The following is a 22,811-nucleotide window of genomic DNA, read 5'->3' on the forward strand; positions in this document are numbered from 1 at the left end:
GTCTGGAGGAAACATGATCCGATGGTTGGCCGGCCTGATCGGCTTTGGTCTTGCGGCGACGAGCGCGCTTGCGGCCGATCCCGTCACGGTCGGCGTCGGCTATCTCGGAATCGCCGGCACCCGATCGACGCTGTCGCTGGTCGAGCAGCCCGCCGAGAATGACGGCGTCGCCGGCGCGCGCCTTGCCATCGAGGACAACAACACCACCGGGAAATTCACCGGCCAGCGCTTCACGCTGGAGGAGCGCCGCATCAGGGAAGGCGAGGACGTGGCGCAGGCTGCGACCGCGCTCGCCGAGAAGAACGGCTTCATCATCGCCGACCTCCCCGCCGATGCGCTTCTGAAGGCCGCGGACGCCCTGCGCGACCGCGGCACGTTGCTGTTCAACGCCGGCGCGATCGACGAGCGGCTGCGCGAGGCCGATTGCCGCGCCAACGTCATCCACACCGCGCCGACGCGCGCGATGCTGGCGGACGCACTCGGCCAATATCTGGTGTGGAAGAAGTGGTCGCGCTGGCTGCTGGTGGTCGGCTCGCACGACGAGGACAGGCTGTTCGCCGATGCGCTCCGGCGAACCGCGGCGCGGTTCGGTGCCAAGATCGTGCAGGAGCGGACCTTCGAGGACAAGGGCGGCGCGCGGCGCACCGATAGCGGCGTGACGCAGATCCAGCGCCAGATTCCTGTCTTCACGCAACAGGCGCCGGCCTATGACGTGCTGGTCGCCGCCGACGAGAGTGAGGTGTTCGGCGCCTATCTGCCCTATCGCACCTGGGATCCGCGTCCGGTCGCCGGCTCGGCCGGCCTCGTGCCGCGCAGCTGGGACGCATCGCAGGACCAATGGGGCGCGATCCAGATGCAGAACCGCTTCATCAAGCTGAATTCGCGGCGGATGACCGCGCTCGACATGCAGGCCTGGACCGCGGTGCGCATGATCGGCGAAGCCACCTCGCGCACCAATTCCGGCGAGGTCAAGAAGGTCACCGATTTCATCAAGGGCCCGGATTTCTCCGTCGCCGCCTTCAAGGGCACGCGGCTGACCTTGCGCGACTGGAATTGGCAGCTGCGCCAGCCGATCCTCCTGGTCGACGGCCGCATGGTGGTATCGGTGTCGCCGCAGGAAGGATTCCTGCACCAGGTCTCCGAGCTCGACACGCTCGGCTACGATCGCCCGGAGAGCAAATGCAAGCTGAAATGAGGACGCAGATGTTGCGCATGTGGCGTGTGGGGCTTCTGTCCGGGCTGGCGTTCGCCGCGGCGCCCGCGCATGCTTTCATCGCCTATGTCTCGAACGAGAAGAGCAACACGGTCTCGGTGATCGATACCGACAGCTGGACCGTGACCAAGACCATCAAGGTCGGCCAGCGTCCGCGCGGCATCGATTTCACCCGCGACGGCAAGTTCGTGATGGTCGCGGTCGGTGACGACGACACCATCCAGGTGATCGACACCAAGACGCAAAGCGTGGTGGACAGCCTGCCCTCCGGACCCGACCCCGAGCTGTTCGCGCAGGATGCGGCCGGCAAGATCCTCTATGTCGCCAACGAGAACGACAACACGGTGACGGTGATCGACCTCGAGAAGCGCACCCGGCTCGGCGATATCCAGGTCGGCGTCGAGCCCGAGGGCATGACCATCAGCCCGGACGGCAAGACGCTGATCAACACGTCCGAGACAACCAACATGGCGCATTTCATCGACACGTCGTCGCGCCAGATCGTCGCCAACGTGCTGGTCGACGCGCGGCCGCGCTTTGCCGAGTACAAGCACGATTCTTCGGAGGTCTGGGTGTCCTCGGAGATCGGCGGCACCGTCTCGATCATCGACCCCAAAAAGCACGAGGTGATCGGCAAGGTCACGTTCGAGATCCCGGGCCTGCGGAAGGAGGCGATCCAGCCGGTCGGGATCGGCATGACCAAGGACGACAAGACCGCCTTCGTCGCGCTCGGCCCCGCCAACCGCATCGCCGTGGTCGACGTCGCCTCGCGCAAGGTGACGAAATATCTCCTGGTCGGGCAGCGGGTCTGGCACATGGCGTTCACGCCGGACGAGAAATATTTGCTCACCACCAACGGCGTGTCGAACGATGTCTCCGTCATCGACGTTGCCGCGCAAAAAGTGATCAAGACCATTCAGGTGGGCGAACTGCCCTGGGGCATTGCGATCGCGCCATGACCAGCCCTGCCCCGATCGCCGAACCGCAGCAGACGCCGAGACCGGGAGCGGCCACGGTGCCGGCGTTGTCGATCGAGGGCGTCAGCCATGCCTATGGTCTGCGGCGCGCCTTGACGGACGTGTCCTTCAATGTGCAGCCCGCGAGCTTCACGGCGCTGCTGGGACTCAACGGCGCCGGCAAGAGCACGCTGTTCTCGCTGATCACGCGCCTGTTCGGCATCCAGTCCGGCCGCGTCGGCATTTTCGGGCACGACGTCAGCAAGAGCCCCGGCGAGGCGCTGCGGCTGCTCGGGGTCGTGTTCCAGCCGCGCACGCTCGATCTCGACCTGTCGCTGACGCAGAACCTGCTCTATCACGCCGCGCTGCATGGCATCGGCCGCCGCGACGCCTCGGCGCGCAGCGCCGAGCTGCTCGGGCGCATCGGCCTTGCCGATCGCGCCGCGAGCAAGGTGCGCGACCTCTCGGGCGGACAGATGCGGCGGCTGGAGATCGCGCGGGCGCTGCTGCATCGGCCGCGCCTCTTGCTGCTCGACGAGCCGACCGTCGGTCTCGACGTCAAGGCGCGCGCCGACATCATCAGCCACGTCCGCCAGCTCGTGACCGAGCAAGGCATCGGCGTGCTCTGGGCCACGCACCTGTTCGACGAGATCATGCCCAGCGACGATCTCGTGGTGCTGCACCAGGGAAAGGTGCTGGCGCAGGGGCCGATGAGCCGCGTCGTCGCGGAGGCCGGTGCGCAGGACGTCAACACCGCCTTCATGCGCCTGACCGGCGCGCAAACCATGCCTGGAGGCGGCGCATGAGCAGCATCACAACGCGCGAGGCGCCGCGGGGATTTTCGCTCTCCGAGTACATGACCTGCCTCACTGGCATCGTCTGGCGCGAGGGGCTGCGCTTCCTGCATCAGCGCGAGCGCTTCGTCTCGGCACTGGTGCGTCCCCTGGTGTGGCTGTTCATCTTTGCCGCCGGCTTCCGCCAGGTGCTCGGCATCTCCATCATCCCGCCCTACGAGACCTACATCCTCTACGAGGTCTATATCGCCCCCGGGCTGATGGCGATGATCCAGCTCTTCAACGGCATGCAGTCCTCGCTGTCGATGGTCTATGACCGCGAGATGGGCAACATGCGAACGCTCCTGGTGAGCCCATTGCCGCGGGGCTTCCTGTTGTTCTGCAAGCTGCTCGCGGGCACCGCGGTATCGCTGCTCCAGGTTTATGCGTTCCTGCTGATCGCCTGGCTCTGGGACATCACCCCATCGCCCCAGGGCTATCTCACCGTGCTGCCGGCGCTGATCCTCTCGGGGCTGATGCTGGGCTCGCTCGGCATGCTGATCTCGTCGGGCATCAAGCAGCTGGAGAACTTCGCCGGTGTCATGAACTTCGTGATCTTCCCGATGTTCTTCGCCTCCTCCGCGCTCTACCCGCTCTGGCGGGTGCAGGAGGGCAGCCCCTATCTCTACTTACTGTGCGAGGCCAATCCGTTCACCCACGCGGTTGAGCTGATCCGCTTCGCGCTGTATGGCCAGGTCAACTGGATCTCGCTGGCGGTGGTCGCGACCTGCACAATCGCCTTCATGATCGGCGCGATCCTGGCCTATGATCCCTCGCGCGGGCTGGCGCGACGCGGGCCTGCGGGAGGCGAAGGATGATTGTTCGAGTTCTGGCCAGTGCTGTCCTGGTGCTCGCTGTTGCGAGCACGGCGGCGCACGCCGCCGATCCCCGCTATCCGGACTGGCCGTGCACCCAGGCCAAGGTGCCGGAGATCTCGCTGGCCGCCGTGTGGGCCGGTCCGCCGCTCGACGACGTCCAGAACAGATGGAAGGACGACGCCAGGATCAGCGCACTCGTCGCAAAGCTGGCGGCGCGCAAGACGCCGCTGGATGAGGCGGAAAAGCTGGTGAAGGAGTTTCTCGCAGGTTCCGCCGCCGACAAGAGTGCGAACGCCAGGCTGCTGTTCGCCGGCCTGTTCGACACGCTCAACGCCCAGCGCTCCCAGGTCATGAACGGGCTCGAACGCGTCAGCCGCAAGCAGCGCGATGCCGCCGACAAGATCCGCGAAGAGACGATTCAGCTCCAGGCCCTGCAAGGGGCCACACCGCGTGACGAGGCGAAGGTCGAGGCGCTCAGCAACGAGCTGATCTGGAAGACCCGGATCTTCGAGGACCGCCACAAGGTGGTGCGCTTCGTCTGCGAGGTTCCAACCTCGATCGACCAGCGCCTGTTCGCGCTCGGACGCGTGATCCAGCAGGAAATGGAATAGCGTCAGTTGGGCTGACGGCTCACGGAAAGTTCCCGCAATCGCCTCAGCAACGTTAACCTTTCGCCGCGCTATCTGCCGGAACCAAATCGATTTATGATGGCTTGTCGAAGTGAACTCCAGACGTCGGGAGGCCTCGATGGGAACCACAAGATTCATGTTCGCGGGCGCCGCGGTCCTCGGCATGCTCGCAACCAGCGCCTTCGCTGACGACATGACCGGGATGATCACGCGGATCGATCGGCTCAACGGCACGATCTCGATCCAGCAGACGCAGAAGGGCACGGTCGGCGCCAGCACCGGCAGCGCCGGCGCGCTGCAGGAGTACAAGGCCAAGGATGCCGCGATGCTGGACGCCGTCCATGCCGGCGACAGGGTGAGCTATTCTGCGACCGAGACCAACGGTACGGGCACGTTGACGAAGTTGCAGAAGCAGAAGCCGTAACACCGTCTTTCGTCTCCCGCTTGCAGGGACAGGCAGAGCACTTCGCCCAACCGCTACTGGTCCGGGCGCGGTTCCGGCTGCGCTTCCTCGGTCGGAAGTTTTGCTCCCTCCCAGCCGTCGGTGCCGTCGGGATACCAGGCGATGTTGGAATAGCCGTAAGCCAATGCGCGCCTGGCTGCGTTCCAGGACATCCAGCAATCGGCGAGGCAATAGATCACCAGCAGCGCGGCCTTGTCGCCGCGCGAGGCGCGCGCAAGGCCACGCTGGAGATAATCGTCCATGGCGCGCGGCAGATTGCCGTAGCCGGTGTCCGGCAGCCAGAGGCTGCCCGGAATGTTCCTGCGCGGCGCATCACGCCACACCGTGCCCGCAGGCAGGTTCTTCGGCTTCGGCGGGCGCGGCATCACATCGACGAAAGCGCCGCTGCTCGCGCGCCAGATCGCCTCCGCCTCTCCGGTCGTGAGCACGCGCGCGCCAGCGAGCGTCGCCGGCACCGGCGCGCGATAATTGTCGGTGCGATAGCCCTCGGGCTCGAACGGCTCCTGCTGCTGCGCCAACGCCGGGACCACGAGCAGGGCAACGACGAACGCCGCAGCAAGCGGCCGGCTCATGGCGCCTTCTTGGCAGTCTCCGCGCCGAGCGGCCGATTGCTCTCGTCCAGCAGCGGCACGCCGAAATCGAGCAGGATCTTGTTGATCTCGCCCTGGTTCTCCTGGATGACCCGGTTGAGCTGCCGCTTCCAGTTCTGGTCGGCGGGACGCACGCCCATGCCGATGCGATAGACCAGCTTCGGCCCGGTGGTCTCCTTCACCAGCGGCGTGACGTGCAGCGAGGCGCCGGCCTTCTTCGCATAATAGCCGGCCATCGGTCCCCAGAGGACGCCGGCGTCGATCTTGCCGGCAGTGAGGTCCTCGATCATCGCCTGCGCCGAATTGTCGAAGCGCGTGTCGATCATCAGCGGATAGGGTTTGGCGTCGCCCATCAGGCCTGCCAACGCCATATTCGTCGCCGGCGGCGTGCCGGCGACGATACCGATATGCTTGCCCTTCAGGCGTGCGTCCTCCAGCGTGTCGACGTCCTCGAGCCCGCTGCCGGTCTTCGCGACCAGCGCATAGGTCGTGCGATAATAGGGATTGGTGCCCTGCACGAGGTCGTCGCCCTGCGGGAAGCCCATGATGACGTCGCAGCGATGTGCGCCCAGCGTCATTCGCACGAAACCGGTCGCTTGCGGAAAGAAGACGTAGTCGAGCTTCTTCTGCAGCTTGTCCGCCAGGAACTCGGCGAGCTTGTTCTCGAACCCCTCGCCCTTCTCGTTGGAGAAAGGCAGGTTGCGCGGGTCGGCGCAGACGCGCAGCACCTTCGGGTCGACCAGCTCGAATGAGAGATCGCCGGTCTCGTTGGTCTGCGCAATGGCGATATCGCCGAACGCACCGGATGCGATCACGATGCAGAGTGAAAACCACCAGCGACGATGTCGTCCGGCCTGCGTCATCGCGCTTCCTCCTCGTTTTGTTTGAATGTTATCCATGCAACGCATGACGCGCCACGTGTGCCAACTTTTGCTGGCTTTGCTTTGTTGCAGTGCAATGAGGCCGATCCTTTGAACTGAGGCGGAAAAGTGTCTCGCATCGCTCTCGTGATCGCAGCCTTGTCCCTGGTAGTAGCGACGCTAGCACGCGCCGGAGCGGCCGAATTGCCTGTGAGCGAAGTCGCGCCGGGAATCTTCCTACACTCCGGGACCATCGCGCTGATGAGCCGCGAGAATGAGGGCGACATCGCCAATGTCGGCTTCATCGTGGGAGATGACGCGGTGGCCGTGATCGACACCGGCGGCAGCCTGCGCGAAGGCGAGGCGCTGCTGGCGGCGGTGCGCGCGCGCACGCAGAAGCCGATCCGCTATGTCATCAACACCCATGGCCATCCCGACCACGTCTTCGGCAATGCTGCCTTCGTGGCGGAGGGAGCCAGCTTCGTCGGCCACAGCAAGCTGCCGCAGGCGCTGGCGAGCCGCGGGCCGTTCTATCTCGACAATTTCAGACGCATCATGGGCGCCGAGTTGATCGATCCCGTGAAGATCGTGCCACCGACCCTGCTCGTGACGGACACGCTGACGCTCGATCTCGGATCGCGCCGCTTGACCCTGAGGGCATGGCCGGCCGGGCACAGCGACAACGATCTGACCGTGTTCGACGAGACCACCAAGACCCTGCTTGCCGGCGATCTCGTCTTTCTCCGCCACATTCCGGTGATGGACGGCAGCATTCGCGGCTGGCTCGCTACGCTGAAGGAGTTGGAGACGATCCCGGCGCTGCGCGTTGTTCCCGGTCACGGCCCCGTGAGCGACTGGCCTGCGGCGCTGAGCGATCAACGGCGTTACCTGTCAACGCTGCTGTCCGACGTCCGCGCCCTGAACAAGAAGGGCGCGCCGATCCGCGCCGCTGCGGACAAGGCGGCCACGGAAGAGCGGCCGCACTGGCAGCTGTTCGAGGACTACAACGCCCGCAACGCAACTGCAGCATTTTCGGAAATTGAATGGGAGTAGCGGGCGCGCTACCCTGGCAGAGATCAGCTTCGCTTGATCCAAGGAGCATGACCATGACGGGATGCACACGCCGCCTGCCCCTGATCGCCCTGCTCCTCGGCATCGCCTTCGCCGTGCCGACGCAAGCGGAAGAGGCCTACGATCCCTGGCCGGGCCTGGTGCAGGACATCTTCAGCAACCGGCCGATGAACGACGGCGCCGAGGTGATCGGCATCGAGATGCCCTATCGCGCCGAGGATGCGGCCATCGTGCCGGTGACGCTGCGCAGCAAGCTGTCGCCCGCAGATAGCCGCCGCATCCGTTCGATCACGCTGGTGATCGACCGCAACCCCGCGCCGATGGCAGCGAAGTTCGAGCTCGGCCCGGACGCCAATGTCACGGAAATCTCCACCCGCGTGCGCGTCAACAATTACACCGACGTGCACGCCGTGGCCGAGCTCAGCGACGGCCAGCTCTACGTCTCGAAAGTCTATGTGAAGGCCTCCGGCGGCTGCTCGGCCCCGGCAGCAAAGAACGTGGAAGAAGCCAAGAACCGGCTCGGCCAGATGCGCTACCGGCAATTCGCCCGTGAGGACGGTCCGGCCAGCCGGTTGCGCGAAGCGCAGATCATGATCGGCCATCCCAACAATTCCGGATTGCAGATGGACCAGGTCACGCAGCTCTATATCCCCGCCTTCTTCATCAACCAGCTCAAGCTGACGCAGGACGACAGCCCCGTGCTGTCGATGGAAGGCGGCATCTCGATCTCGGAAGATCCCAACCTGCGCTTCACCTATGTCTCCAACGGCGCCAAGCGTTTCCGCGCGGAAGCGAAGGACACGGACGGGCACGTGTTCCGCAATGAATGGGACGTGGAGAAGCCGGGGACGTGAGACTTTCTTACCCTCTCCCCCTGTGGGAGAGGGTGGCTCGCTGCGTAAGCAGCGAGACGGGTGAGGGGTATGTCTCCACAGATGAGCGCGCGGTGACATACCCCTCATCCGGCGCTTCGCGCCACCTTCTCCCACAAGGGGAGAAGGAAGATCGCACCGTCTATGCCGCAATAGCTAGAAGCACCTCACCTCGGCTTCCGCCTGCGCCCGGCGCAGATCGTTGACCGCCGAGTTCGCCTGCTCCGAGGTGCGAAACTGCACGCCGAGATTGCCACGGACCTGGGACATGCTGAGCGCGGTCTCTGCGGTCACATAGCGCGCGTAGGGCATGATCGAGGCGACCACATCGATCGAGCAGGAACATTGCTCGATGGACTGCCGGCTCTCGCCATTGGCCTTCATGCAGCCATAGACATACTCCGCGCGCGCCGACGTCGGATAGTCATTGGCCTCCTCGGCCCGCGCCACGCACGCGGTCGCCGCCAATACCGCCAATGCGGCGACAATCGGTCGTAGCCGTCCGGCCAGATTCATGCGCGTCCTCCCGCTGGTTGCGAGCCAAGCTATGCTATGCGTATTGTGCTGAAAAGCACTCTGTCAGAGGAAACGGCTCACAAGGTGATGAGAGTTTTGGCACGAATATTGGCGCTCGCAACGGCGCTGGCGCTGACGCTGGTCGCACCGGCCGGCGCCGCGGACACGATCCGCCTTGCGGTGCAGAAGACCGGAACATTCTCGTGGGAGCTGGCCGCGATCCGCAGCGCCGGCCTCGACAAGGAGGCCGGCCTGTCGCTGGAGGTCACCGAGCTCGCGAGCACCGAGGCCGGCAAGATCGCGATGCGCGCCGGCAGCGCCGACATCATCCTGTCGGATTGGCTGTGGGTGTCACGCGAGCGCGCGCTCGGTGCCAAGCTCGCCTTCTATCCCTATTCCAGTGCGCTCGGCGCCGTGATGGTGCCGGCCAATTCGCCGATCAAGACGCTTGCCGACCTCAAGGGCCGCAAGCTCGCGGTCGCCGGCGGGGCGATCGACAAGAGCTGGCTGCTGCTGCAGGCGCGCATGAAGCAGGACGGCATCGACCTGAAGTCGGAAGCAACCATCGTCTATGGCGCCCCGCCCTTGATCGCCGCCAAGTCGCTGGACGGCGAGATGGATGCGAGCCTCAACTTCTGGAATTTCTGCGCCCAGCTCGAAGCCAAGGGTTTTCGCCGCCTCGCCGGGATCGAGGAGATCTTGCCGAAGCTGGGCGCCAAAGGCGCGGTCGCCGCAGTCGGCTATGTCTTCGACGAGAGCTGGGCCGCGAGCCATAAGGAGGCGGTCGCGCGGTTCATCGCGATGACCCGCAAGGCCAAGGAGCTGCTGACGACCTCGGATGCGGCCTGGGACAAGGTCGCGCCGCTCACCGGCACGACCGATCCTGCCCTGCTCAAGACCTACCGCGACCGCTACCGCGACGGCATTCCGCGCCGGAGCATTGATGATGAGGAAACGGACGCGCGCGTGCTGTACCGCGTGCTGGCCGAGATCGGCGGACGCGAGCTCGTCGGCCCCGCAGCCGAGCTCGACCCCGGCACCTTCTATCACGCGGTCCCCGGAGACTGAGGTGCTGCGCCTGCTCTCGTTCGCCCTGTTCCTCGCGATCTGGTGGATTGCCGCGCTCCTCGTCGGCGGCGCAAAGCTGCCCTCCCCGCCGGCGGTGCTTCAGGTGATGATAGCGGAAGCATCGAGCGGCGCGTTGTTCCTGCATCTCGGCGCCACGCTGGCGCGCGTCGCGCTCGCCTTCACGCTGGCAATGTCGCTCGGCAGCGCGATCGGCTATTTGATGGGCCGGGTCAAGCTCGCCGACCGGCTCGGCGATCCCTGGCTGATCCTGCTGCTCAACCTGCCCGCATTGGTCGTGATCGTGCTGGCCTATATCTGGGCTGGCCTCACCGAGGCCGCCGCGATCGCGGCGATCGCCATCAACAAGCTGCCGACCGCCATCGTCACCTTGCGCGAGGGCACGCGCGCTCTCGACCGTTCGCTCGACGAGATGGCGAGCGTGTTCGCGATGCCGCGCTGGCGCGCCTTCCGCCACGTCGTGCTGCCGCAGCTTGCGCCCTATATCGCGGCCTCTGCCCGCTCCGGCCTGTCGCTGGTGTGGAAGATCGTGCTGGTCGCCGAGCTGCTGGGACGGCCGAACGGTGTCGGCTTCGAGATCGGCGTCGCCTTCCAGCTGTTCGACACGCCGCGGCTGCTGGCCTATTCCCTGACATTCGCCGCCGTCGTGCTCGTCATCGAAACCTTGCTGGTGCAGCCGTTCGAAGCCCGCGCAAACAGGTGGCGCCCCCGTGCGGCTTGAGGTCGACATCACGGGCAAGACCTTCCGGAGTGCCGCGGGCGGAACGCACGAGGTGCTGGCACCGGTCAAATTCGCGCTGCAATCCGGTGAGGTCGGCGTGCTGATCGGCCCGTCCGGCTGCGGCAAGAGCACGATGCTGCGCATCATCCTCGGACTGGACCACGACTTTGCAGGCCACGTCGCGCGACCGCCGCAGGCGCGGATCGGCATGGTGTTCCAGGAGCCGCGCCTGTTGCCGTGGCGCTCGGTCGAGCAGAATGTAAGGCTTGCGGCACCCGGTGTCGCCGATGCCAAGCTCGCCGAGCTGTTCAAAATCCTGGAGCTGGAAGCGCATCGCAACCATTATCCCGGTGAACTCTCGTTGGGTTTGGCCAGGCGCGTGGCGCTCGCCCGCGCCTTTGCCGTCGAGCCGGATATTCTCGTGCTCGACGAACCGCTGGCATCGCTCGATGACGCTCTCGCCGGACGGCTGCGCGATGAGATTGCAACGCTCGTCGCGAGCCGGCCAGTGATGACGCTTTTGGTGACACACAGCCTGGACGATGCAGTGCGCCTGGGCGACCGGCTGTTCTTCCTGTCGCCGCGACCGGCGCGGATCGTGGCCGAGGTGCCTATCGGCATCCCGCGTGGCACACGCGGCGAGGCCGAGATTGCGGCGATCAAGGCCAGCCTCGCCCAACGAACTCAAGGCGACCGCACTGAGCGAGATGCCTCATAGCCGCTCGCCTGGCGGACGTGCTAGATTAGGCCGGCGGCGGAGCTGATGATGACACGGACAGTCGCCTTCGCAACGCTTGGTCTTGCAGCGCTTAGCCTCGCACTGGTTGCGATGTCGGCGGGCGCGCAGGACATGATGCGTGGCGTCGACCTCACCTCCCCCGCGATGGTCTCGGCTGAAATGACGAGGCCGGAGGTCGAGGCCATGTTGGCCAAAGCGAGCCCAAAGCAGCCTGCCGATTTCACTGGCAAGCGCCTGTCGGGTCTCGATCTCTCCGGGCTGGACCTGTCCAACACGGTTCTCCGCGCCGCGCGGCTCAACAAGACAATACTTCGAGACGCCAGGCTGGACGGTGCGATCCTCGATCAGGCGTGGCTGCTGGATGCGGATCTTACCGGCGCAAGCCTGAAGGGCGCCAATCTGTTCGCCTCGCAAATGGCCCGCGCGCGTCTCGACGGCGCGAACCTGTCAGGAGCGCGCATCGCTGCCGACCTCACCGGCGCAAGCCTGGTCGGCGCCTCGATCGCGGACGCGCATCTTGGCGCCGATATGCGCAACCAGTCGATGGGGCTGATGCGCGCGGTGCTGAGATCCGCCAAGCTGGAACGGCTGAACGCGCGCAACGCCGATTTGTCGCGCGTCGACCTCGAATTCGCAGTCCTCAGGGGCGCCGATCTGAGCGGCGCATCACTGAAAAACGCCCAACTCGGCGGAGCCGATCTGACCGGTGCCATCGTCATCGACGCCGATTTCGACGGCGCCGACCTCGTCTCGGCGAAGCTGATCGCACCGAACGGCCTTGACCGCGCCAAGAATTTCGACAAGGCAAAGAACCGCGAGCGCCTGATCAGGGAATGACGGCGCCCTTTGGGAGGACTGGCTGATGCGTGGGGTTCTTGCTTTGATCGCGTTGTTGACGCTTGCCGGCGAAGCCGCCGCGCAGACCAAGAGCAAGGGCATAAGGCTCTGGAATCTCACGACGGAGACGATCTCCGGCTTCCAGCTCTCGCCCGCTGGCAGGACCGACTGGGGTCCGAACCAGTGCCTGAATGACAAGGATAAGGAGGTCGACCACGACGAGCGGCTGCGCATCACCGGCATCGAGCCCGGCCGCTACGACGCTAAGGTCAGCTATCCCAATGCACGGCAGTGCATCGTCCGCGACATCGAGATCAAGGCCGACGCGGTGTTCTCGATTGCCGACAAGGATTTGAAGGACTGCAGCAAGTAGCGCTTGAATCGATTCTTGCAGCTCACGCCTTGTCGTTCGGGTGCGGATATTCGCAGCGCCACCGCACGGCCTGCCATTTCGGATGCTCGCCGATCCATTGCGCGATATAGGGCGGCGCGGCCATGACGCATTGGCGGGGCGACCCGGAATAGTTGAACACCAGATGCTGCTCTTCGCAGGTCGCAGGCGAGAGCACCGCACACACAGTCACCACCAGGTCAATCGGGTTCATGCCGGGATCCTCTCGCAAGGGGCGATGCAGAGATTAGCACATGGAGCTACGCCCCAAGGAGGGGGAAGTTTCAAAGCGCCGAAGCCTCATCATGGCCGGGCTTGTCCCGGCCATCCACGCCTTGCCTCGTGGAACAAAGAACGTCGATGCCCGGGCCTTCGCCTCGCCGAAGCGGCTTCGGCGCGCAGGCGGGACAAGCCCGGGCATGACGACCTTCTGCGCTAGAAATTCACGCCGAACACCAATCGCGCCTGATGCCGCTCGAAATTGACGAGATCGAGATTGCCGCCTGAGCCGGCCGGGCGCCCCCAGGCCTGCATGCTCCAGCTCATGGTGAGCCGGGAGCGCTCGGAGAGCTGGAAATAGGCGGTGGGGCCGACGAAAAGAGCCTGGCCCGAGAACTCGCCGAGGCCGATGCCCTCATATTGCCGGAAGTACCGCATCTCGCCGCCGAGCAGCACATCGGGGCGCACCCGCACCAGGCCGGCAAACGCGGCGCCGATCGTCGAGCTCTTCTCGGATGCCCCTCCAATCTCGAAGCGCGCCCATTCCGGCTGGTAGATCAGGTTGAGGGCGCCGATGGCGAAGTTCGGGATCAGTTCGCGGTCGAAGGCGAGCGTGAATTCGGTGCCGTACATCCGCCCTTTCGCGCCGCTGGTCTCGTCGATGCGGTCGCCGTGGAGCTCGGCCGCAATCGTGAGGCCGAATGGCGCGCGCTCGCGGTTGAGCAGGCGATAGCGCAGGTCGAGCGAGATGCCCTGGAAGTTGAACTGGCGGCGATCGTCGATATCAGGGACGCCGGTGATGTCGTGCAAGCTGGCGGTGCCGCCGACTTCGATACGAAAATTCGGCAGCGGCACCACCTCGATCTCGAGCTCCTGCGCGAGGGCGCGATAGGCCACCCCGCCTTTGCCGAAGCGCCCCGTCGTCTGGCTCTGGAATTCGCGCTCGCCGACATTGCCGACATCGGTGCCGATCATGAAGCCGAAGATGTGCTCGGTATCAAAGCCTTCCTCGGCGCTGGTACGTGCCGGCGCCAGCACGATCGCGCACGCGATCACCAACCAGAACTTGCAGGCTCTGCCGCCCATGCCGTGCCCCAAAGGCGCGCTCCGCTCTGATGCGGCAGCAGCGCTGACCGAGCACCAGCGTAACACACTGCCGCGGAGCATGGTCGAGATTTTGCGGGAGAGAATTGAAGCTCCTGCACATGCGGCTTGGTGTCGATCCGCAAAGCACAGAGCACGGCGAGGCGGTGATCCGACACTGCCACGGCGACGACGGCGTTCGCCATCGAAGCCGCAGCAGGTCGTCGGTCTTACTTGCGCGAAGCGCAGGCGTACATGTTGATTTCCATGCCGACCGGCACTTCCACGATCTTCGGAGCTTTCCAAGCCATTCGGGTCTCCCAAGGTATTGAGCGCGACATCGCGCGGCGAAAAACCTAGGGCTGCCTCAAAGGCAGTTCAAGCCTCGATTCGTCTGCCGAGCGCGTCTGTGCCGATTCTTCGCGGCCACATTTCTCTCTCGGACAAAGCAAGTTCCCTCTTGGTCAAGCACGACCAGCGAGACACTGCCTTGTGCAACGCACCGCGCGTCGAATCGACAAGGGTGTCGTCAGCAGCCCTTGTCGGCCATTTCCGCATTCGGCTTGGCGCCTGCGGCGCGCTGAGCCGCCGTCGGCTCGCTCTGCATTTGCCGCTGTGCATCCTCTGACGATGCCGGCGATTCACCGCTGGCACGATTCATCGTGCTGGTCGGCGGATGCTGGCTGGTATCGCTCGCCGAGCCGGAGGTGTGCGATTGTGCGGAGCCCACGGTGACCGGACCAGAACCCGCATCCTTGTCAGTGCTGGCGCTGCCGGTGTTGCACGGGCCGGCGACCGCAATCCCGGCGCTCAGCGTCAGGATTGCGCAGGCAGCAAGAATGGAACGCTTCGTGTTCATCTGCATCTCCTCTTCTCCCGCCGCGCAGCCCCGGCGACGGCAGGACATCCGGAGAAACAGGCCGAGCAGCCCGATGTTCCCGAGCGTCAGACCGGAATGGTCGCAAACATTGCGCCCGTCATGTCCGTTCCATCGCGGCGTTCACCGGAGCAATCGCACGAGCGCGCGACCGGCGCGCGAGTTCAGCTCCTTCGCGTCCAGCGTTCCGTCCTTGTCGGGGTTCGCTGCATTGAAGCGCTGCTCGACCACCGACAAATATTCGTCGAGGGTGAGGGTCCCGTCGCGGTCCGGATCGGCGGCGGCGAGTTCTTTCGCGCTCAACCGTCCACGCAATTCGCGTGCATCGAGCGTGCCGTCGTGATCGGGATCGAGCTTTGCGAACGTGGCGGCGGCGGCCTTCTTCACCTCGGGAAGATCAAGCGTGCCGTCATTGTCGGTGTCGAACATCTTGACCGCATTGGCGGAGGCCGACCAAGCCGGACCGGCGGACAGTGCAATCACAAGTGCAAGGGCAATTGAACGAGCCGAAATCATCGAGACCTCCCTGACCTAGAGCCCCCGGATCGATGGGGGCAGAGCCGACATAAATCCACAAGCCGACCTCGGTTCAAGTCCCGACCTGCAACTTGCGCGCGCCACAACCTTCGCGTCGCGGAATTTCTCAGCGTCTGCGCACAAGTTCGAGTTGTCTTTGTCAGGTTTCCGTCAGGTGACCGCCAACGATATCGGCAGGCCACGTACGACTTTCGTATTGACGCGTTTTGGTTTCCGACGGAGTGTTGCAGTCGCAGCGTCAAAAGGCGCGCATATTGGGAGGAACGGATGAAACGCTTTGCGATGGCCGCGGGCCTCGTCATGCTTGCGTCAACCTGTGCAAATGCACAAACCACCGAGCAGCTCGTCAAGGGTGCGACCGACACATCGAACGTTCTCAATTACGGGATGGGCTACAATCTGCAGCGCTTCTCGTCGCTGAAGCAGATCAACAAGGACACCGTCAAGAACCTCGTCCCGGTCTGGAACTATTCATTCAACGACGACCGCAGCGAGGAATCGCAGCCGCTGGTGTACCAGGGCGTGATCTACGTGACCTCGCACAACGCGACGATGGCGGTCGATGCCAAGACCGGCAAGCAGATCTGGAAGACCAAGGTCGAGTACCCCGCCGAGACCCCGCGCATCGTCTGCTGCGGCATCATCAACCGCGGCGCCGCGCTCTTCGACGGCAAGGTGTTCCGCACCACGCTCGACGCCCACGTGATCGCGCTCGACGCCAAGAACGGCAAGGAGCTGTGGCGGCAGAAGGCGGCCGACATCAAGGAAGGCTATTCGATGACGGTGGCCCCGCTCGTTGCCGACGGCGTCGTCATCACCGGCATCTCCGGTGCCGAATTCGGCACAAGGGGCTTCATCGACGGCTGGGATCCGGCAACGGGCAAGCACCTCTGGCGGACCCACTCGATCCCCTCGCCGGACGAGCCCGGCGGCGATACCTGGAAGGGCGACACCTGGAAGCTCGGCGGCGGCTCGACCTGGATCACGGGTTCTTATGACGCCGAGCTGAACACGGTGTATTGGGGCATCGGCAATCCCGGCCCGTTCAACTCGGCCGTGCGCCCCGGCGACAATCTCTACACCTGCTCCGTGCTGGCGATGGATCCCAAGACCGGCAAGATCAAGTGGCATTACCAATTCTCGCCGAACAACCCGTTCGACTACGACGCCGTGGCCGAGATGGTGCTCGCCGACGTGAATGTCGAGGGCAAGCCGACCAAGGCGCTGATGAATGCCAACCGCAACGGCTTCTTTTACGTGCTCGACCGCACCAACGGAAAGCTGCTCGCCGCCAATCCTTACGTGAAGGTGAATTGGGCGACCGGCATCGACATGAAGACCGGACGTCCGATCGAGACCGACGTTTCCAAGGACGCGCGCGAGGGCAAGAAGGTCACGGTCTATCCGTCGATCCTCGGCGGCAAGAATTGGGAGCCGATGTCGTTCAATCCGCAGACCGGCCTCGCCTATGCCAACACGCTCAATTTCGGCGGCAAGTACAAGGCGGAGCCCGTCACCTTCAAGCAGGGTGAATGGTATCTCGGCATGGACCTGTCCGATCCCTGGCAGTTCGACGATGGTCCGCGCGGCTACCTCAAGGCCATCGACCCCATGACCGGCAAGGCCAAGTGGGAGGCGCCGAGCGACATTCCGCGCTTCTCGGGCGTGCTGTCGACCGCCGGGGGCGTCGTGTTCTCGGGTCAGCTGACCGGCGAGTTCGAGGCCTTCGACGCCGACACCGGCAAGAAGCTCTGGCAGTTCCAGACCGGGTCCGGCATCGAGGGACAGCCGGTGACCTGGCAACAGGACGGCGTGCAATACGTCGCGGTGACCAGCGGTTATGGCGGCGTTTACTCGTTGTTCTCCGGCGACGAGCGGCTTGCCAACGTGCCGCCCGGCGGCTCGCTGTGGGTCTTTGCGGTCAAGCAGTAACCACGGCACGATGCTGATCGACGTATCACACAAGACGGTGGCGACGATCGCCACCGTCGCGGCGATGACGGTCGCGCTTGCGGCGACCGTCCGCGCCGCGGATGACGCAACCGGCAATCCCTTGCAGGCGCAGATCGACCACGGCAAGTCGACCTATGCCGAGAAATGCTCGCACTGCCACGGCCCCAACCTGATGAACTCCGGCACCATCACGCCGGACCTGCGCGCCATCCCAGACGACAAGACGCGCTTCGTGACCACCGTGAAGAACGGCAAGAACAACAAGATGCCGCCCTGGGGCGACATTCTCAGCGACGACGAGATCGGCAACCTCTGGGCCTTCGTCTCCAGCCGGAGAAAGCCATGAGGAGCCGGCGTGTTGCCTGGAGCGCGGCAGCCTTTCTGTCCACGATGGCGTCGGCCGCTCTGGCGGCCGACGATCCCCTGAAGGTCTGTCTCGACGAGGACCGGCCGCCGCTCTCGGTGCATCACCGCGGCAAGCCGGATGCCGGCTTCGACGTGCTGCTGGCGCAGGCGATCGCCGAGCGGCTGGGACGCCCGCTGAAGATCCAGTGGTTCGAGAGCAAGCTGGACGAGGATTCGAGCCCGCCGCTCGAGGCCAACGCGCTGCTCTCGGACGGGCGCTGCTCGCTCGTCGGCGGCTACGCGCTGACGCAGGATTCGCTCGTCGCCCCCGGCATGAAGACGGCGCGCTTGCCGGATTTCGCCGGAGCCACGCGCGACGATCGGCGACGTCGCGTCCCGCTCGGCGTGCTCGCGCCGAGCCAGCCCTACATCTATTCGCCGATGACGGTGGTGCTGGGGCCGAAGGCGCAGCGGCGCAAGGTCGGCGACATCGGCGATCTCGCCGGCCTTCGTCTCGTCATCGAAAGCGGGTCGCTCGGCGACGCGATCCTGATGACCTTCGACAAGGGACGCCTGATCGACAACATCACCCACCTCGTCCCCGGCCGCGACGATCTCCTCGGCGCGCTCGAGCGCGGCGACCATGACGCGACGCTGATCGATCTTGCCCGCTTCGACGCCCATCGCGCCGCACACCCGGACACGGCGATCACGGCGTCCGGCTACTATTACCCGATCGGCGCCAATCGCGGCTATGTCGGGCTCGCCAGCGACGGCGCGCTGATCGAGGCCGTCAACAAGGCGCTGACGGAGCTCACGGCTTCGGGCAGGATCGGAGAATTCGGCAAGCAGGCCGGCCTCACCTATCTGCCGCCGCGCGAGCCCGCCATCCTCGGCGATGTCTGGACGAAGATCATCCAGCGGTGACGGTAAGGGCTTTCGTGCCCGGCTGCATCCTCAGTTTTGGAGCATGCATAGCTACATCAACACCGTCGTTGCGAGCGCAGCGAAGCAATCCAGAGTCCCTCCACGGAAAGATTCTGGATTGCTTCGCTGCGCTCGCAATGACGGAGTGTGGAGTAGCGGCAGCGTACCTCTTGCGGGAGTCCGACGGCATCGACTCGCCTAGTGGCGGCCCGAACCGTATGATGCTCGCATTTCATTCGCCATCGGTGCCCCGTGAATTCCCCGGCCATCGCCAGCAACCTGCGCGACCTCCTCGCCCGCGAGATCAAGACCCGCGAGCTCTTGCGCGCGCTGATCGTTGTCGGCCCGATCGTCGCCGCCTATTTCATCGCGCGCGAAACGGCGTTGCTCAATCTCGGACTGGTCGCGGTTTCGTTGCTCATTCCGGCGCTGCGGCTGCGTCTGGCGCCAAAAATCGTTGTGTGGCACTACCTAGCCATTCTCGTCACCTTTGCCGCGCTGTTTCTGGCCGCTCCGATCAAGCCGCTCTTCGTAGCGCTGACGGCGCTCGCCGGCTTCCTTGCGGTGGCGGGGACGCGCCATGGCGAGCATTTCCGCACACTCGGCAATTGGGTGTTCATCCCCGCCGTCTATCTCGCCTGCGAGGTGCGGGAGGGTCTCAGTCCGTCCGAGGCGCTACGCCACGCCGGCGTCATCATCGTCTCCTCTCCGGTCGCGCTGGCGCTGGTCTGTGCCATCCAGATCTATGACCAGCGGCGGCGCGGCGGCACCGGGGCGGCTTCGTTCGGGCCAGCCGCCGCCGAGTGGTTTCTGCCCGCGCTCGCGACCGCCATGGCGGTGTTCGCATCAGCAGCGCTGGTCGAGATCCTCGACCTCGCGCAGGGGCAATGGGTGATGTGGTCGGCTGCAAGCGTCGTCGTCGGCGATCTCGCCGCCTCCACCGACAAGCTGAAGCAGCGCGCGATCGGCGCTTTTCTCGGCGTGCCGCTGGGCTTTGTCGCAGGCCTTGCCCTGCCGCAAAGCCGCATCGGCTATGCAGTGGCTGTTCTCGCAGCCACCCTCACGCTGATCTCGTTCTCCCGCTATGTCGTCGGCTTCGGCCTGCGCTGCTTCTTCATCGCGCTGGCGGCGTCCTTTGCCGGCGGCGCCAGCGGGATCGCCGAGGAGCGCATTGTCAACGTGCTGATCGGCGGCACGTTCGGTCTTATCGCAGTAGCCCTGACGGAGATCGTTTGGCCGCGGCTGATACGGAAGGCACGAACCTCCGGGTGATCAGCGAATAGGCACCGCGCAAGCCAATCGAATGCGCCAATCTGTCTCGCCTGCGGCGCATGGCAGCGACGGCCTGATGCAGTAGGTTCGGCAAAAATCCGGGAGAGAATCATGTCCGCCAAGCTCGATCGCCGCCACTTCATCGCCGCCGGCACCAGCGCATTCGCAATGCCTTTCGTTTCGCGCGGCGCCTCCGCGCAAGGCAGCTGGCCGGCGCGGCAGATTCGCATGGTTTGCAGCTATCCGGCCGGCGGCCAGACCGACCTGCTCGCGCGCGCCTATGGCGAGTTCATCTCCAAGCAGGTCGGCAAGACCGTCGTCATCGAGAACAAGCCCGGCGCCGCCGGCGCGATCGGCACGGCGGAGGTCGCCCGCGCCGAACCCGACGGCCACACCATCCTGTGCTCGATTTCGACCACCTACATCATGAACCGGGTGGTGATGAAGAATCCCGGCTACGACATGGACAAGGATCTGACACTCGTCAGCGTCATTCCGGGCGCGGGCCTGTTGCTGGTCGCGAACCCCAAGACCGGGGTCAAGACGCTGGAGGATTTCGTCGCCTTCGCGCGCAAGAGCGGCAAGGTGAACTTCGGCACCTACAGCGCGGGCTCGGCCCCGCACATGACGATCAACGAGCTCAACAAGCAATACGGCCTCAACATCGAGCCGGTGCACTACCGCGGCGAGGCGCCGATGTGGACGGGAATGCTGGAAGGCACCCTCGATGCCGCGATGGGCAGCTACACGGCCGCGCAGTCGGTGCTGCAAAGCGACCGCGGCACGGTGTTCGCCGTGCATTCGAAGAAGGTCGACGCGATCCCGAACGTCAAGACGCTGCCGGAACAGGGCGCGACGTCGAAATTCTTCACCGTGAGCGGGTTCACCGGCTGGGTTGTGCCCAAGGCGACGCCGCAGCCGGTGGTCGATCGCATCGCCGAGCTCTGCGTCGCCGCCAACAACGATCCGAAGGTGAAGGAGGTTCTCGCGACCTTCGTGCTCGAACCCGCGATCGGATTCAAGGAAACAAACGCGCTGTACCAGCGCGAGCTGCCGATCTGGATCGAGAGCGCGCAGGCGCTCGGCCTCGAGCCGGCCTGAACTTGGAGACATGGCCAGCACGCCGGCTGCTCCCTCCCCGACCGGAGTCCGACCAAAGCCTAGTGTCGGAGGCGCATTTTCCCGCTATGATTGTGCGCCTCTGCGGACAAGGAAGGTCGATCGCATGACACCGGATGCAGTCGCCGTCGCCGTTATGATCATCCTGCTGTTTCCGATGGGCTATTTCACGCTGGCATCGCCCGCTTTCCTGCTGGTGAGGCTCGATATTCAACCCGTCGCTCAGCTGCTGCGCGGAATGTTCAACGCCCATTTTCTGGTGATGCGCGTCGCCGGCGCCATTGGAACGGTGGCGCTGCTGCTCGACGGCCGCCTGCTTGCCGCCTTCGGCGTCGGCATGATCACGGCCCTGGCGATCTGGGGCCGCCCCTGGTTCATGCAACGGTTCGACGACCAGCTCAGCGCGCGGGACGCCGGTGACGCCGAGGCCGCGCGTCGGTTACGCCGGCTGCATTGGAGCGGAATGCTGGGGAACGCGGTGCTGCTGGTCGCGCTCGTGGCCGGCATTCCCTATGTCGCCATGCCGGCCTGACAGGCGCGACACCATGCGAGCGTTCGCGTGGAGCATTCGCTTGAGAACGTCTAATGCTCGCCCGAGCTCGCCGCGCCCTGCTGGGCCTTGTGGATCGAGGACGGCACCACGCCGAAGTATTTTCGGAACACCCGGCTGAAATGCGATGAGCTGGAGAACCCCCAGGAGAAGGCGACGTCGGTGATGGTCTTGCCGGCGTGGGCCTCGAGCTCCTGGCGGCAGTTCTGCAGCCGCGCCTGCCAGATGTAGTCGCTCACCGTGGTGCCGCGCTCGGAGAACAGCATGTGCAGATAGCGCTTGGAGCAACCGAGCTCGGCCGAGATCTGGTCGATGCACAAATCCGGGTCGCGCAAGTGTTCGCGGATGAAGAACTGCGCGCGCACATACATCGCTTCGGGCCCGACACGATCGAACATCGTGTCGGCCTCGCGCAGCGGCAGCAGCAACAGGTCGATCAGCGAATCGGCGACGCCGACCGCGCTGTTGGCCGACAGCTTTGCCGCCTCGTCGAAGGCGGCATGGACGAAATCGTGAGCGATCCGCCCGGTCCCCGTCTTCGCGGTCAATTTGCAGGCCGGCATCCGCTGCGACGGGAATCCGCGGTCGCGCAGCAGCGCCTTCGGCACGATCACCACGTCATGACGGGTAAAGGCGGGACTGATGATCGAATGCGGACAGGAGACGTCATAGGCGATGATGTCGCCGGGGTTGATCTCGATGTGCCGGCCTTCTTGTTCGAAATAAGACACGCCGTAGGTCTGGAAGTGGATTTTTATGTACGGGTGTTCATTGGCCTTGGCGCGCGCCAGCGTGTGCGCGATGCGATGCTGACTGACCTCGATCTGGCAGAGCTTCAGGCGCGAGACCGTGGTGTAATCGATGCGACCTTCGAGCGAGGACGCCTCCAGGGGATCGACGTCGAAATGCCCGCACAGGCTCGTGAGCCCGTCGATCCAGCTCTGGATCTGCCGCTTCGGCGTCATTCCGGTCGTCGAGAGCGTGTGAATGGTGTCGGACATTAATCCAGCCACTGATTTGATCCGGAGATTCGGCGCGAATCGCAACCAGCGCTGCCGGAGCCCTCAGCCGTGATTGCGTGACGTTTACCTCGCATTTGAGCGGTCTCTTGCAACGAGCGCCATCGTTCCATTGCCACTCTTGAAACTTAATCCTCCGCCTTAGTTGCAGCGCCGTCAAGGGGAACCTGAGCGCGGAGGCGGTCTCAAGGACGCACCGAAGCCGCTGAATTCGCTACTGCAAAATCAAAATCTTCACCTCCGTGCGCTGTCGAGCAAACCGCCTTCTCTCTTGGGCAAGTTTCCCGATGGCGAAGCCGTTAGGGATTGCGGCAG

The 22,811-nt window shown here is 64.8% G+C and carries 28 protein-coding genes; 19 read left to right on the forward strand and 9 right to left on the reverse strand.

All coding sequences use genetic code 11. The features are described from left to right. Positions 1-13: 13 nt before the first annotated feature. The 6 genes from N2602_RS28495 (at position 14) to N2602_RS28520 (ending at position 4,873) form a co-directional block, all read left to right on the forward strand. On the forward strand, positions 14-1,195 hold the full coding sequence (locus tag N2602_RS28495; RefSeq protein WP_172785559.1) for an ABC transporter substrate-binding protein: 1,182 nt from the start codon (positions 14-16) through the stop codon (positions 1,193-1,195). Positions 1,196-1,203: 8 nt separating this feature from the next. Beyond that, entirely contained in the window at positions 1,204-2,172 is a 969-nt protein-coding gene (locus N2602_RS28500; RefSeq protein WP_172785678.1) for a YVTN family beta-propeller repeat protein, read from the forward strand. Continuing rightward, complete coding sequence (locus N2602_RS28505; protein WP_172785560.1) at positions 2,169-2,975, forward strand: ABC transporter ATP-binding protein; 807 nt, start codon at positions 2,169-2,171, stop codon at positions 2,973-2,975. Before N2602_RS28500 ends, N2602_RS28505 begins: the two co-directional genes overlap by 4 nt. Next, positions 2,972-3,820 (forward strand): ABC transporter permease, encoded by an 849-nt coding sequence (locus N2602_RS28510; RefSeq protein ID WP_260380158.1) that lies wholly within the window; start codon positions 2,972-2,974, stop codon positions 3,818-3,820. Before N2602_RS28505 ends, N2602_RS28510 begins: the two co-directional genes overlap by 4 nt. Further along, positions 3,817-4,431, forward strand: a complete 615-nt coding sequence (locus tag N2602_RS28515) for a hypothetical protein (RefSeq protein WP_172785562.1) — start codon at positions 3,817-3,819, stop codon at positions 4,429-4,431. The genes N2602_RS28510 and N2602_RS28515 overlap by 4 nt, the downstream gene beginning before the upstream one ends. A 136-nt stretch (positions 4,432-4,567) precedes the next feature. Next, entirely contained in the window at positions 4,568-4,873 is a 306-nt protein-coding gene (locus N2602_RS28520) for a copper-binding protein (RefSeq protein WP_172785563.1), read from the forward strand. A 53-nt stretch (positions 4,874-4,926) separates the two neighbouring features. Here N2602_RS28520 and N2602_RS28525 read toward each other — a convergent pair whose 3' ends face one another. Together N2602_RS28525 and N2602_RS28530 are read right to left on the reverse strand one after the other, a co-directional pair. After that, complete coding sequence (locus tag N2602_RS28525) at positions 4,927-5,484, reverse strand: PQQ-dependent catabolism-associated CXXCW motif protein (RefSeq protein ID WP_260380159.1); 558 nt, start codon at positions 5,482-5,484, stop codon at positions 4,927-4,929. Further along, a complete protein-coding gene (locus N2602_RS28530) occupies positions 5,481-6,365 on the reverse strand; it encodes a substrate-binding domain-containing protein (protein WP_260380160.1) in 885 nt (294 codons plus the stop codon). Before N2602_RS28530 ends, N2602_RS28525 begins: the two co-directional genes overlap by 4 nt. Before the next feature lie 126 nt (positions 6,366-6,491). On the opposite strand from N2602_RS28530, the gene N2602_RS28535 reads away from it, so the two are divergent. Together N2602_RS28535 and N2602_RS28540 are read left to right on the forward strand one after the other, a co-directional pair. Further along, the gene (locus N2602_RS28535) at positions 6,492-7,415 is read left to right on the forward strand and encodes a quinoprotein relay system zinc metallohydrolase 2 (RefSeq protein ID WP_212255277.1); all 924 of its coding nucleotides are present in this window, start codon (positions 6,492-6,494) and stop codon (positions 7,413-7,415) included. Positions 7,416-7,468: 53 nt separating this feature from the next. Continuing rightward, positions 7,469-8,287, forward strand: coding sequence for a quinoprotein dehydrogenase-associated SoxYZ-like carrier (locus tag N2602_RS28540; protein WP_260380161.1), 819 nt, complete (start codon positions 7,469-7,471; stop codon positions 8,285-8,287). Positions 8,288-8,461: 174 nt separating this feature from the next. On the opposite strand, the gene N2602_RS28545 is transcribed toward N2602_RS28540, so the two are convergent. Next, positions 8,462-8,821: a hypothetical protein gene (locus N2602_RS28545; protein ID WP_260380162.1), complete on the reverse strand. Its 360-nt coding sequence runs from the start codon at positions 8,819-8,821 to the stop codon at positions 8,462-8,464. An 87-nt stretch (positions 8,822-8,908) separates the two neighbouring features. Here N2602_RS28545 and N2602_RS28550 point away from each other — a divergent pair, with 87 nt between their 5' ends. Genes N2602_RS28550 through N2602_RS28570 form a run of 5 tightly spaced genes read left to right on the forward strand, consistent with a single transcriptional unit; the run spans position 8,909 to position 12,577 of the window. Then, entirely contained in the window at positions 8,909-9,889 is a 981-nt protein-coding gene (locus N2602_RS28550; RefSeq protein ID WP_172785679.1) for an ABC transporter substrate-binding protein, read from the forward strand. Position 9,890: 1 nt separating this feature from the next. Beyond that, positions 9,891-10,628, forward strand: a complete 738-nt coding sequence (locus N2602_RS28555) for an ABC transporter permease (RefSeq protein WP_172785569.1) — start codon at positions 9,891-9,893, stop codon at positions 10,626-10,628. Beyond that, complete coding sequence (locus N2602_RS28560; protein ID WP_172785570.1) at positions 10,618-11,346, forward strand: ABC transporter ATP-binding protein; 729 nt, start codon at positions 10,618-10,620, stop codon at positions 11,344-11,346. Before N2602_RS28555 ends, N2602_RS28560 begins: the two co-directional genes overlap by 11 nt. A gap of 48 nt (positions 11,347-11,394) precedes the next feature. Next, on the forward strand, positions 11,395-12,204 hold the full coding sequence (locus N2602_RS28565; protein ID WP_260380163.1) for a pentapeptide repeat-containing protein: 810 nt from the start codon (positions 11,395-11,397) through the stop codon (positions 12,202-12,204). Between the two features lie 25 nt (positions 12,205-12,229). Next, on the forward strand, positions 12,230-12,577 hold the full coding sequence (locus N2602_RS28570; protein WP_172785572.1) for a hypothetical protein: 348 nt from the start codon (positions 12,230-12,232) through the stop codon (positions 12,575-12,577). A 22-nt stretch (positions 12,578-12,599) separates the two neighbouring features. Here N2602_RS28570 and N2602_RS28575 read toward each other — a convergent pair whose 3' ends face one another. The 5 genes from N2602_RS28575 to N2602_RS28595 all read right to left on the reverse strand — a co-directional run bounded on the left by N2602_RS28575 (position 12,600) and on the right by N2602_RS28595 (position 15,290). Next, complete coding sequence (locus tag N2602_RS28575) at positions 12,600-12,809, reverse strand: hypothetical protein (protein ID WP_172785573.1); 210 nt, start codon at positions 12,807-12,809, stop codon at positions 12,600-12,602. A 221-nt stretch (positions 12,810-13,030) separates the two neighbouring features. After that, entirely contained in the window at positions 13,031-13,900 is an 870-nt protein-coding gene (locus N2602_RS28580; protein ID WP_172785574.1) for a hypothetical protein, read from the reverse strand. Positions 13,901-14,127: 227 nt separating this feature from the next. Next, positions 14,128-14,208, reverse strand: a complete 81-nt coding sequence (gene pqqA / locus N2602_RS28585) for a pyrroloquinoline quinone precursor peptide PqqA (RefSeq protein ID WP_008562446.1) — start codon at positions 14,206-14,208, stop codon at positions 14,128-14,130. A 218-nt stretch (positions 14,209-14,426) separates the two neighbouring features. Further along, complete coding sequence (locus N2602_RS28590; RefSeq protein ID WP_246570752.1) at positions 14,427-14,756, reverse strand: hypothetical protein; 330 nt, start codon at positions 14,754-14,756, stop codon at positions 14,427-14,429. Between the two features lie 141 nt (positions 14,757-14,897). Further along, complete coding sequence (locus tag N2602_RS28595; protein ID WP_172785576.1) at positions 14,898-15,290, reverse strand: calcium-binding protein; 393 nt, start codon at positions 15,288-15,290, stop codon at positions 14,898-14,900. Between the two features lie 288 nt (positions 15,291-15,578). On the opposite strand from N2602_RS28595, the gene N2602_RS28600 reads away from it, so the two are divergent. The 6 genes from N2602_RS28600 to N2602_RS28625 all read left to right on the forward strand — a co-directional run bounded on the left by N2602_RS28600 (position 15,579) and on the right by N2602_RS28625 (position 21,459). After that, positions 15,579-17,243 carry a methanol/ethanol family PQQ-dependent dehydrogenase gene (locus tag N2602_RS28600; protein ID WP_172785577.1) on the forward strand — a complete coding sequence of 555 codons (1,665 nt, stop codon included), beginning with the start codon at positions 15,579-15,581 and terminating at the stop codon, positions 17,241-17,243. A gap of 10 nt (positions 17,244-17,253) precedes the next feature. Further along, positions 17,254-17,610: a cytochrome c gene (locus tag N2602_RS28605; RefSeq protein ID WP_172785578.1), complete on the forward strand. Its 357-nt coding sequence runs from the start codon at positions 17,254-17,256 to the stop codon at positions 17,608-17,610. Continuing rightward, entirely contained in the window at positions 17,607-18,536 is a 930-nt protein-coding gene (locus N2602_RS28610; protein WP_172785579.1) for an ABC transporter substrate-binding protein, read from the forward strand. Before N2602_RS28605 ends, N2602_RS28610 begins: the two co-directional genes overlap by 4 nt. Positions 18,537-18,788: 252 nt before the next feature. Continuing rightward, the gene (locus N2602_RS28615; RefSeq protein WP_260380164.1) at positions 18,789-19,808 is read left to right on the forward strand and encodes an FUSC family protein; all 1,020 of its coding nucleotides are present in this window, start codon (positions 18,789-18,791) and stop codon (positions 19,806-19,808) included. Positions 19,809-19,919: 111 nt separating this feature from the next. Then, positions 19,920-20,909 (forward strand): tripartite tricarboxylate transporter substrate binding protein, encoded by a 990-nt coding sequence (locus N2602_RS28620; RefSeq protein WP_212255264.1) that lies wholly within the window; start codon positions 19,920-19,922, stop codon positions 20,907-20,909. A gap of 124 nt (positions 20,910-21,033) precedes the next feature. Further along, on the forward strand, positions 21,034-21,459 hold the full coding sequence (locus N2602_RS28625; RefSeq protein WP_212255262.1) for a hypothetical protein: 426 nt from the start codon (positions 21,034-21,036) through the stop codon (positions 21,457-21,459). Between the two features lie 50 nt (positions 21,460-21,509). Here N2602_RS28625 and N2602_RS28630 read toward each other — a convergent pair whose 3' ends face one another. After that, entirely contained in the window at positions 21,510-22,478 is a 969-nt protein-coding gene (locus N2602_RS28630) for a helix-turn-helix domain-containing protein (RefSeq protein WP_172785583.1), read from the reverse strand. Positions 22,479-22,811: the final 333 nt, after the last annotated feature.

The organism is Bradyrhizobium sp. NC92 (genome assembly GCF_025200865.1).
Taxonomy (GTDB): domain Bacteria; phylum Pseudomonadota; class Alphaproteobacteria; order Rhizobiales; family Xanthobacteraceae; genus Bradyrhizobium.

Bases quoted from the DNA above. Each gene is read 5' to 3' on its own strand.
- N2602_RS28620 (WP_212255264.1), top strand. From the start codon at position 19,920: ATGTCCGCCAAGCTCGATCGCCGCCACTTCATCGCCGCCGGCACCAGC.
- N2602_RS28590 (WP_246570752.1), bottom strand. From the start codon at position 14,756: ATGAACACGAAGCGTTCCATTCTTGCTGCCTGCGCAATCCTGACGCTG.
- N2602_RS28500 (WP_172785678.1), top strand. From the start codon at position 1,204: ATGTTGCGCATGTGGCGTGTGGGGCTTCTGTCCGGGCTGGCGTTCGCC.
- N2602_RS28565 (WP_260380163.1), top strand. From the start codon at position 11,395: ATGACACGGACAGTCGCCTTCGCAACGCTTGGTCTTGCAGCGCTTAGC.
- N2602_RS28550 (WP_172785679.1), top strand. From the start codon at position 8,909: ATGAGAGTTTTGGCACGAATATTGGCGCTCGCAACGGCGCTGGCGCTG.
- N2602_RS28545 (WP_260380162.1), bottom strand. From the start codon at position 8,821: ATGAATCTGGCCGGACGGCTACGACCGATTGTCGCCGCATTGGCGGTA.
- N2602_RS28495 (WP_172785559.1), top strand. From the start codon at position 14: ATGATCCGATGGTTGGCCGGCCTGATCGGCTTTGGTCTTGCGGCGACG.
- N2602_RS28570 (WP_172785572.1), top strand. From the start codon at position 12,230: ATGCGTGGGGTTCTTGCTTTGATCGCGTTGTTGACGCTTGCCGGCGAA.
- N2602_RS28630 (WP_172785583.1), bottom strand. From the start codon at position 22,478: ATGTCCGACACCATTCACACGCTCTCGACGACCGGAATGACGCCGAAG.
- N2602_RS28540 (WP_260380161.1), top strand. From the start codon at position 7,469: ATGACGGGATGCACACGCCGCCTGCCCCTGATCGCCCTGCTCCTCGGC.
- N2602_RS28515 (WP_172785562.1), top strand. From the start codon at position 3,817: ATGATTGTTCGAGTTCTGGCCAGTGCTGTCCTGGTGCTCGCTGTTGCG.
- N2602_RS28530 (WP_260380160.1), bottom strand. From the start codon at position 6,365: ATGACGCAGGCCGGACGACATCGTCGCTGGTGGTTTTCACTCTGCATC.
- pqqA (WP_008562446.1), bottom strand. From the start codon at position 14,208: ATGGCTTGGAAAGCTCCGAAGATCGTGGAAGTGCCGGTCGGCATGGAA.
- N2602_RS28595 (WP_172785576.1), bottom strand. From the start codon at position 15,290: ATGATTTCGGCTCGTTCAATTGCCCTTGCACTTGTGATTGCACTGTCC.
- N2602_RS28520 (WP_172785563.1), top strand. From the start codon at position 4,568: ATGGGAACCACAAGATTCATGTTCGCGGGCGCCGCGGTCCTCGGCATG.
- N2602_RS28510 (WP_260380158.1), top strand. From the start codon at position 2,972: ATGAGCAGCATCACAACGCGCGAGGCGCCGCGGGGATTTTCGCTCTCC.
- N2602_RS28600 (WP_172785577.1), top strand. From the start codon at position 15,579: ATGAAACGCTTTGCGATGGCCGCGGGCCTCGTCATGCTTGCGTCAACC.
- N2602_RS28575 (WP_172785573.1), bottom strand. From the start codon at position 12,809: ATGAACCCGATTGACCTGGTGGTGACTGTGTGTGCGGTGCTCTCGCCT.
- N2602_RS28580 (WP_172785574.1), bottom strand. From the start codon at position 13,900: ATGGGCGGCAGAGCCTGCAAGTTCTGGTTGGTGATCGCGTGCGCGATC.
- N2602_RS28625 (WP_212255262.1), top strand. From the start codon at position 21,034: ATGACACCGGATGCAGTCGCCGTCGCCGTTATGATCATCCTGCTGTTT.
- N2602_RS28605 (WP_172785578.1), top strand. From the start codon at position 17,254: ATGCTGATCGACGTATCACACAAGACGGTGGCGACGATCGCCACCGTC.
- N2602_RS28505 (WP_172785560.1), top strand. From the start codon at position 2,169: ATGACCAGCCCTGCCCCGATCGCCGAACCGCAGCAGACGCCGAGACCG.
- N2602_RS28610 (WP_172785579.1), top strand. From the start codon at position 17,607: ATGAGGAGCCGGCGTGTTGCCTGGAGCGCGGCAGCCTTTCTGTCCACG.
- N2602_RS28525 (WP_260380159.1), bottom strand. From the start codon at position 5,484: ATGAGCCGGCCGCTTGCTGCGGCGTTCGTCGTTGCCCTGCTCGTGGTC.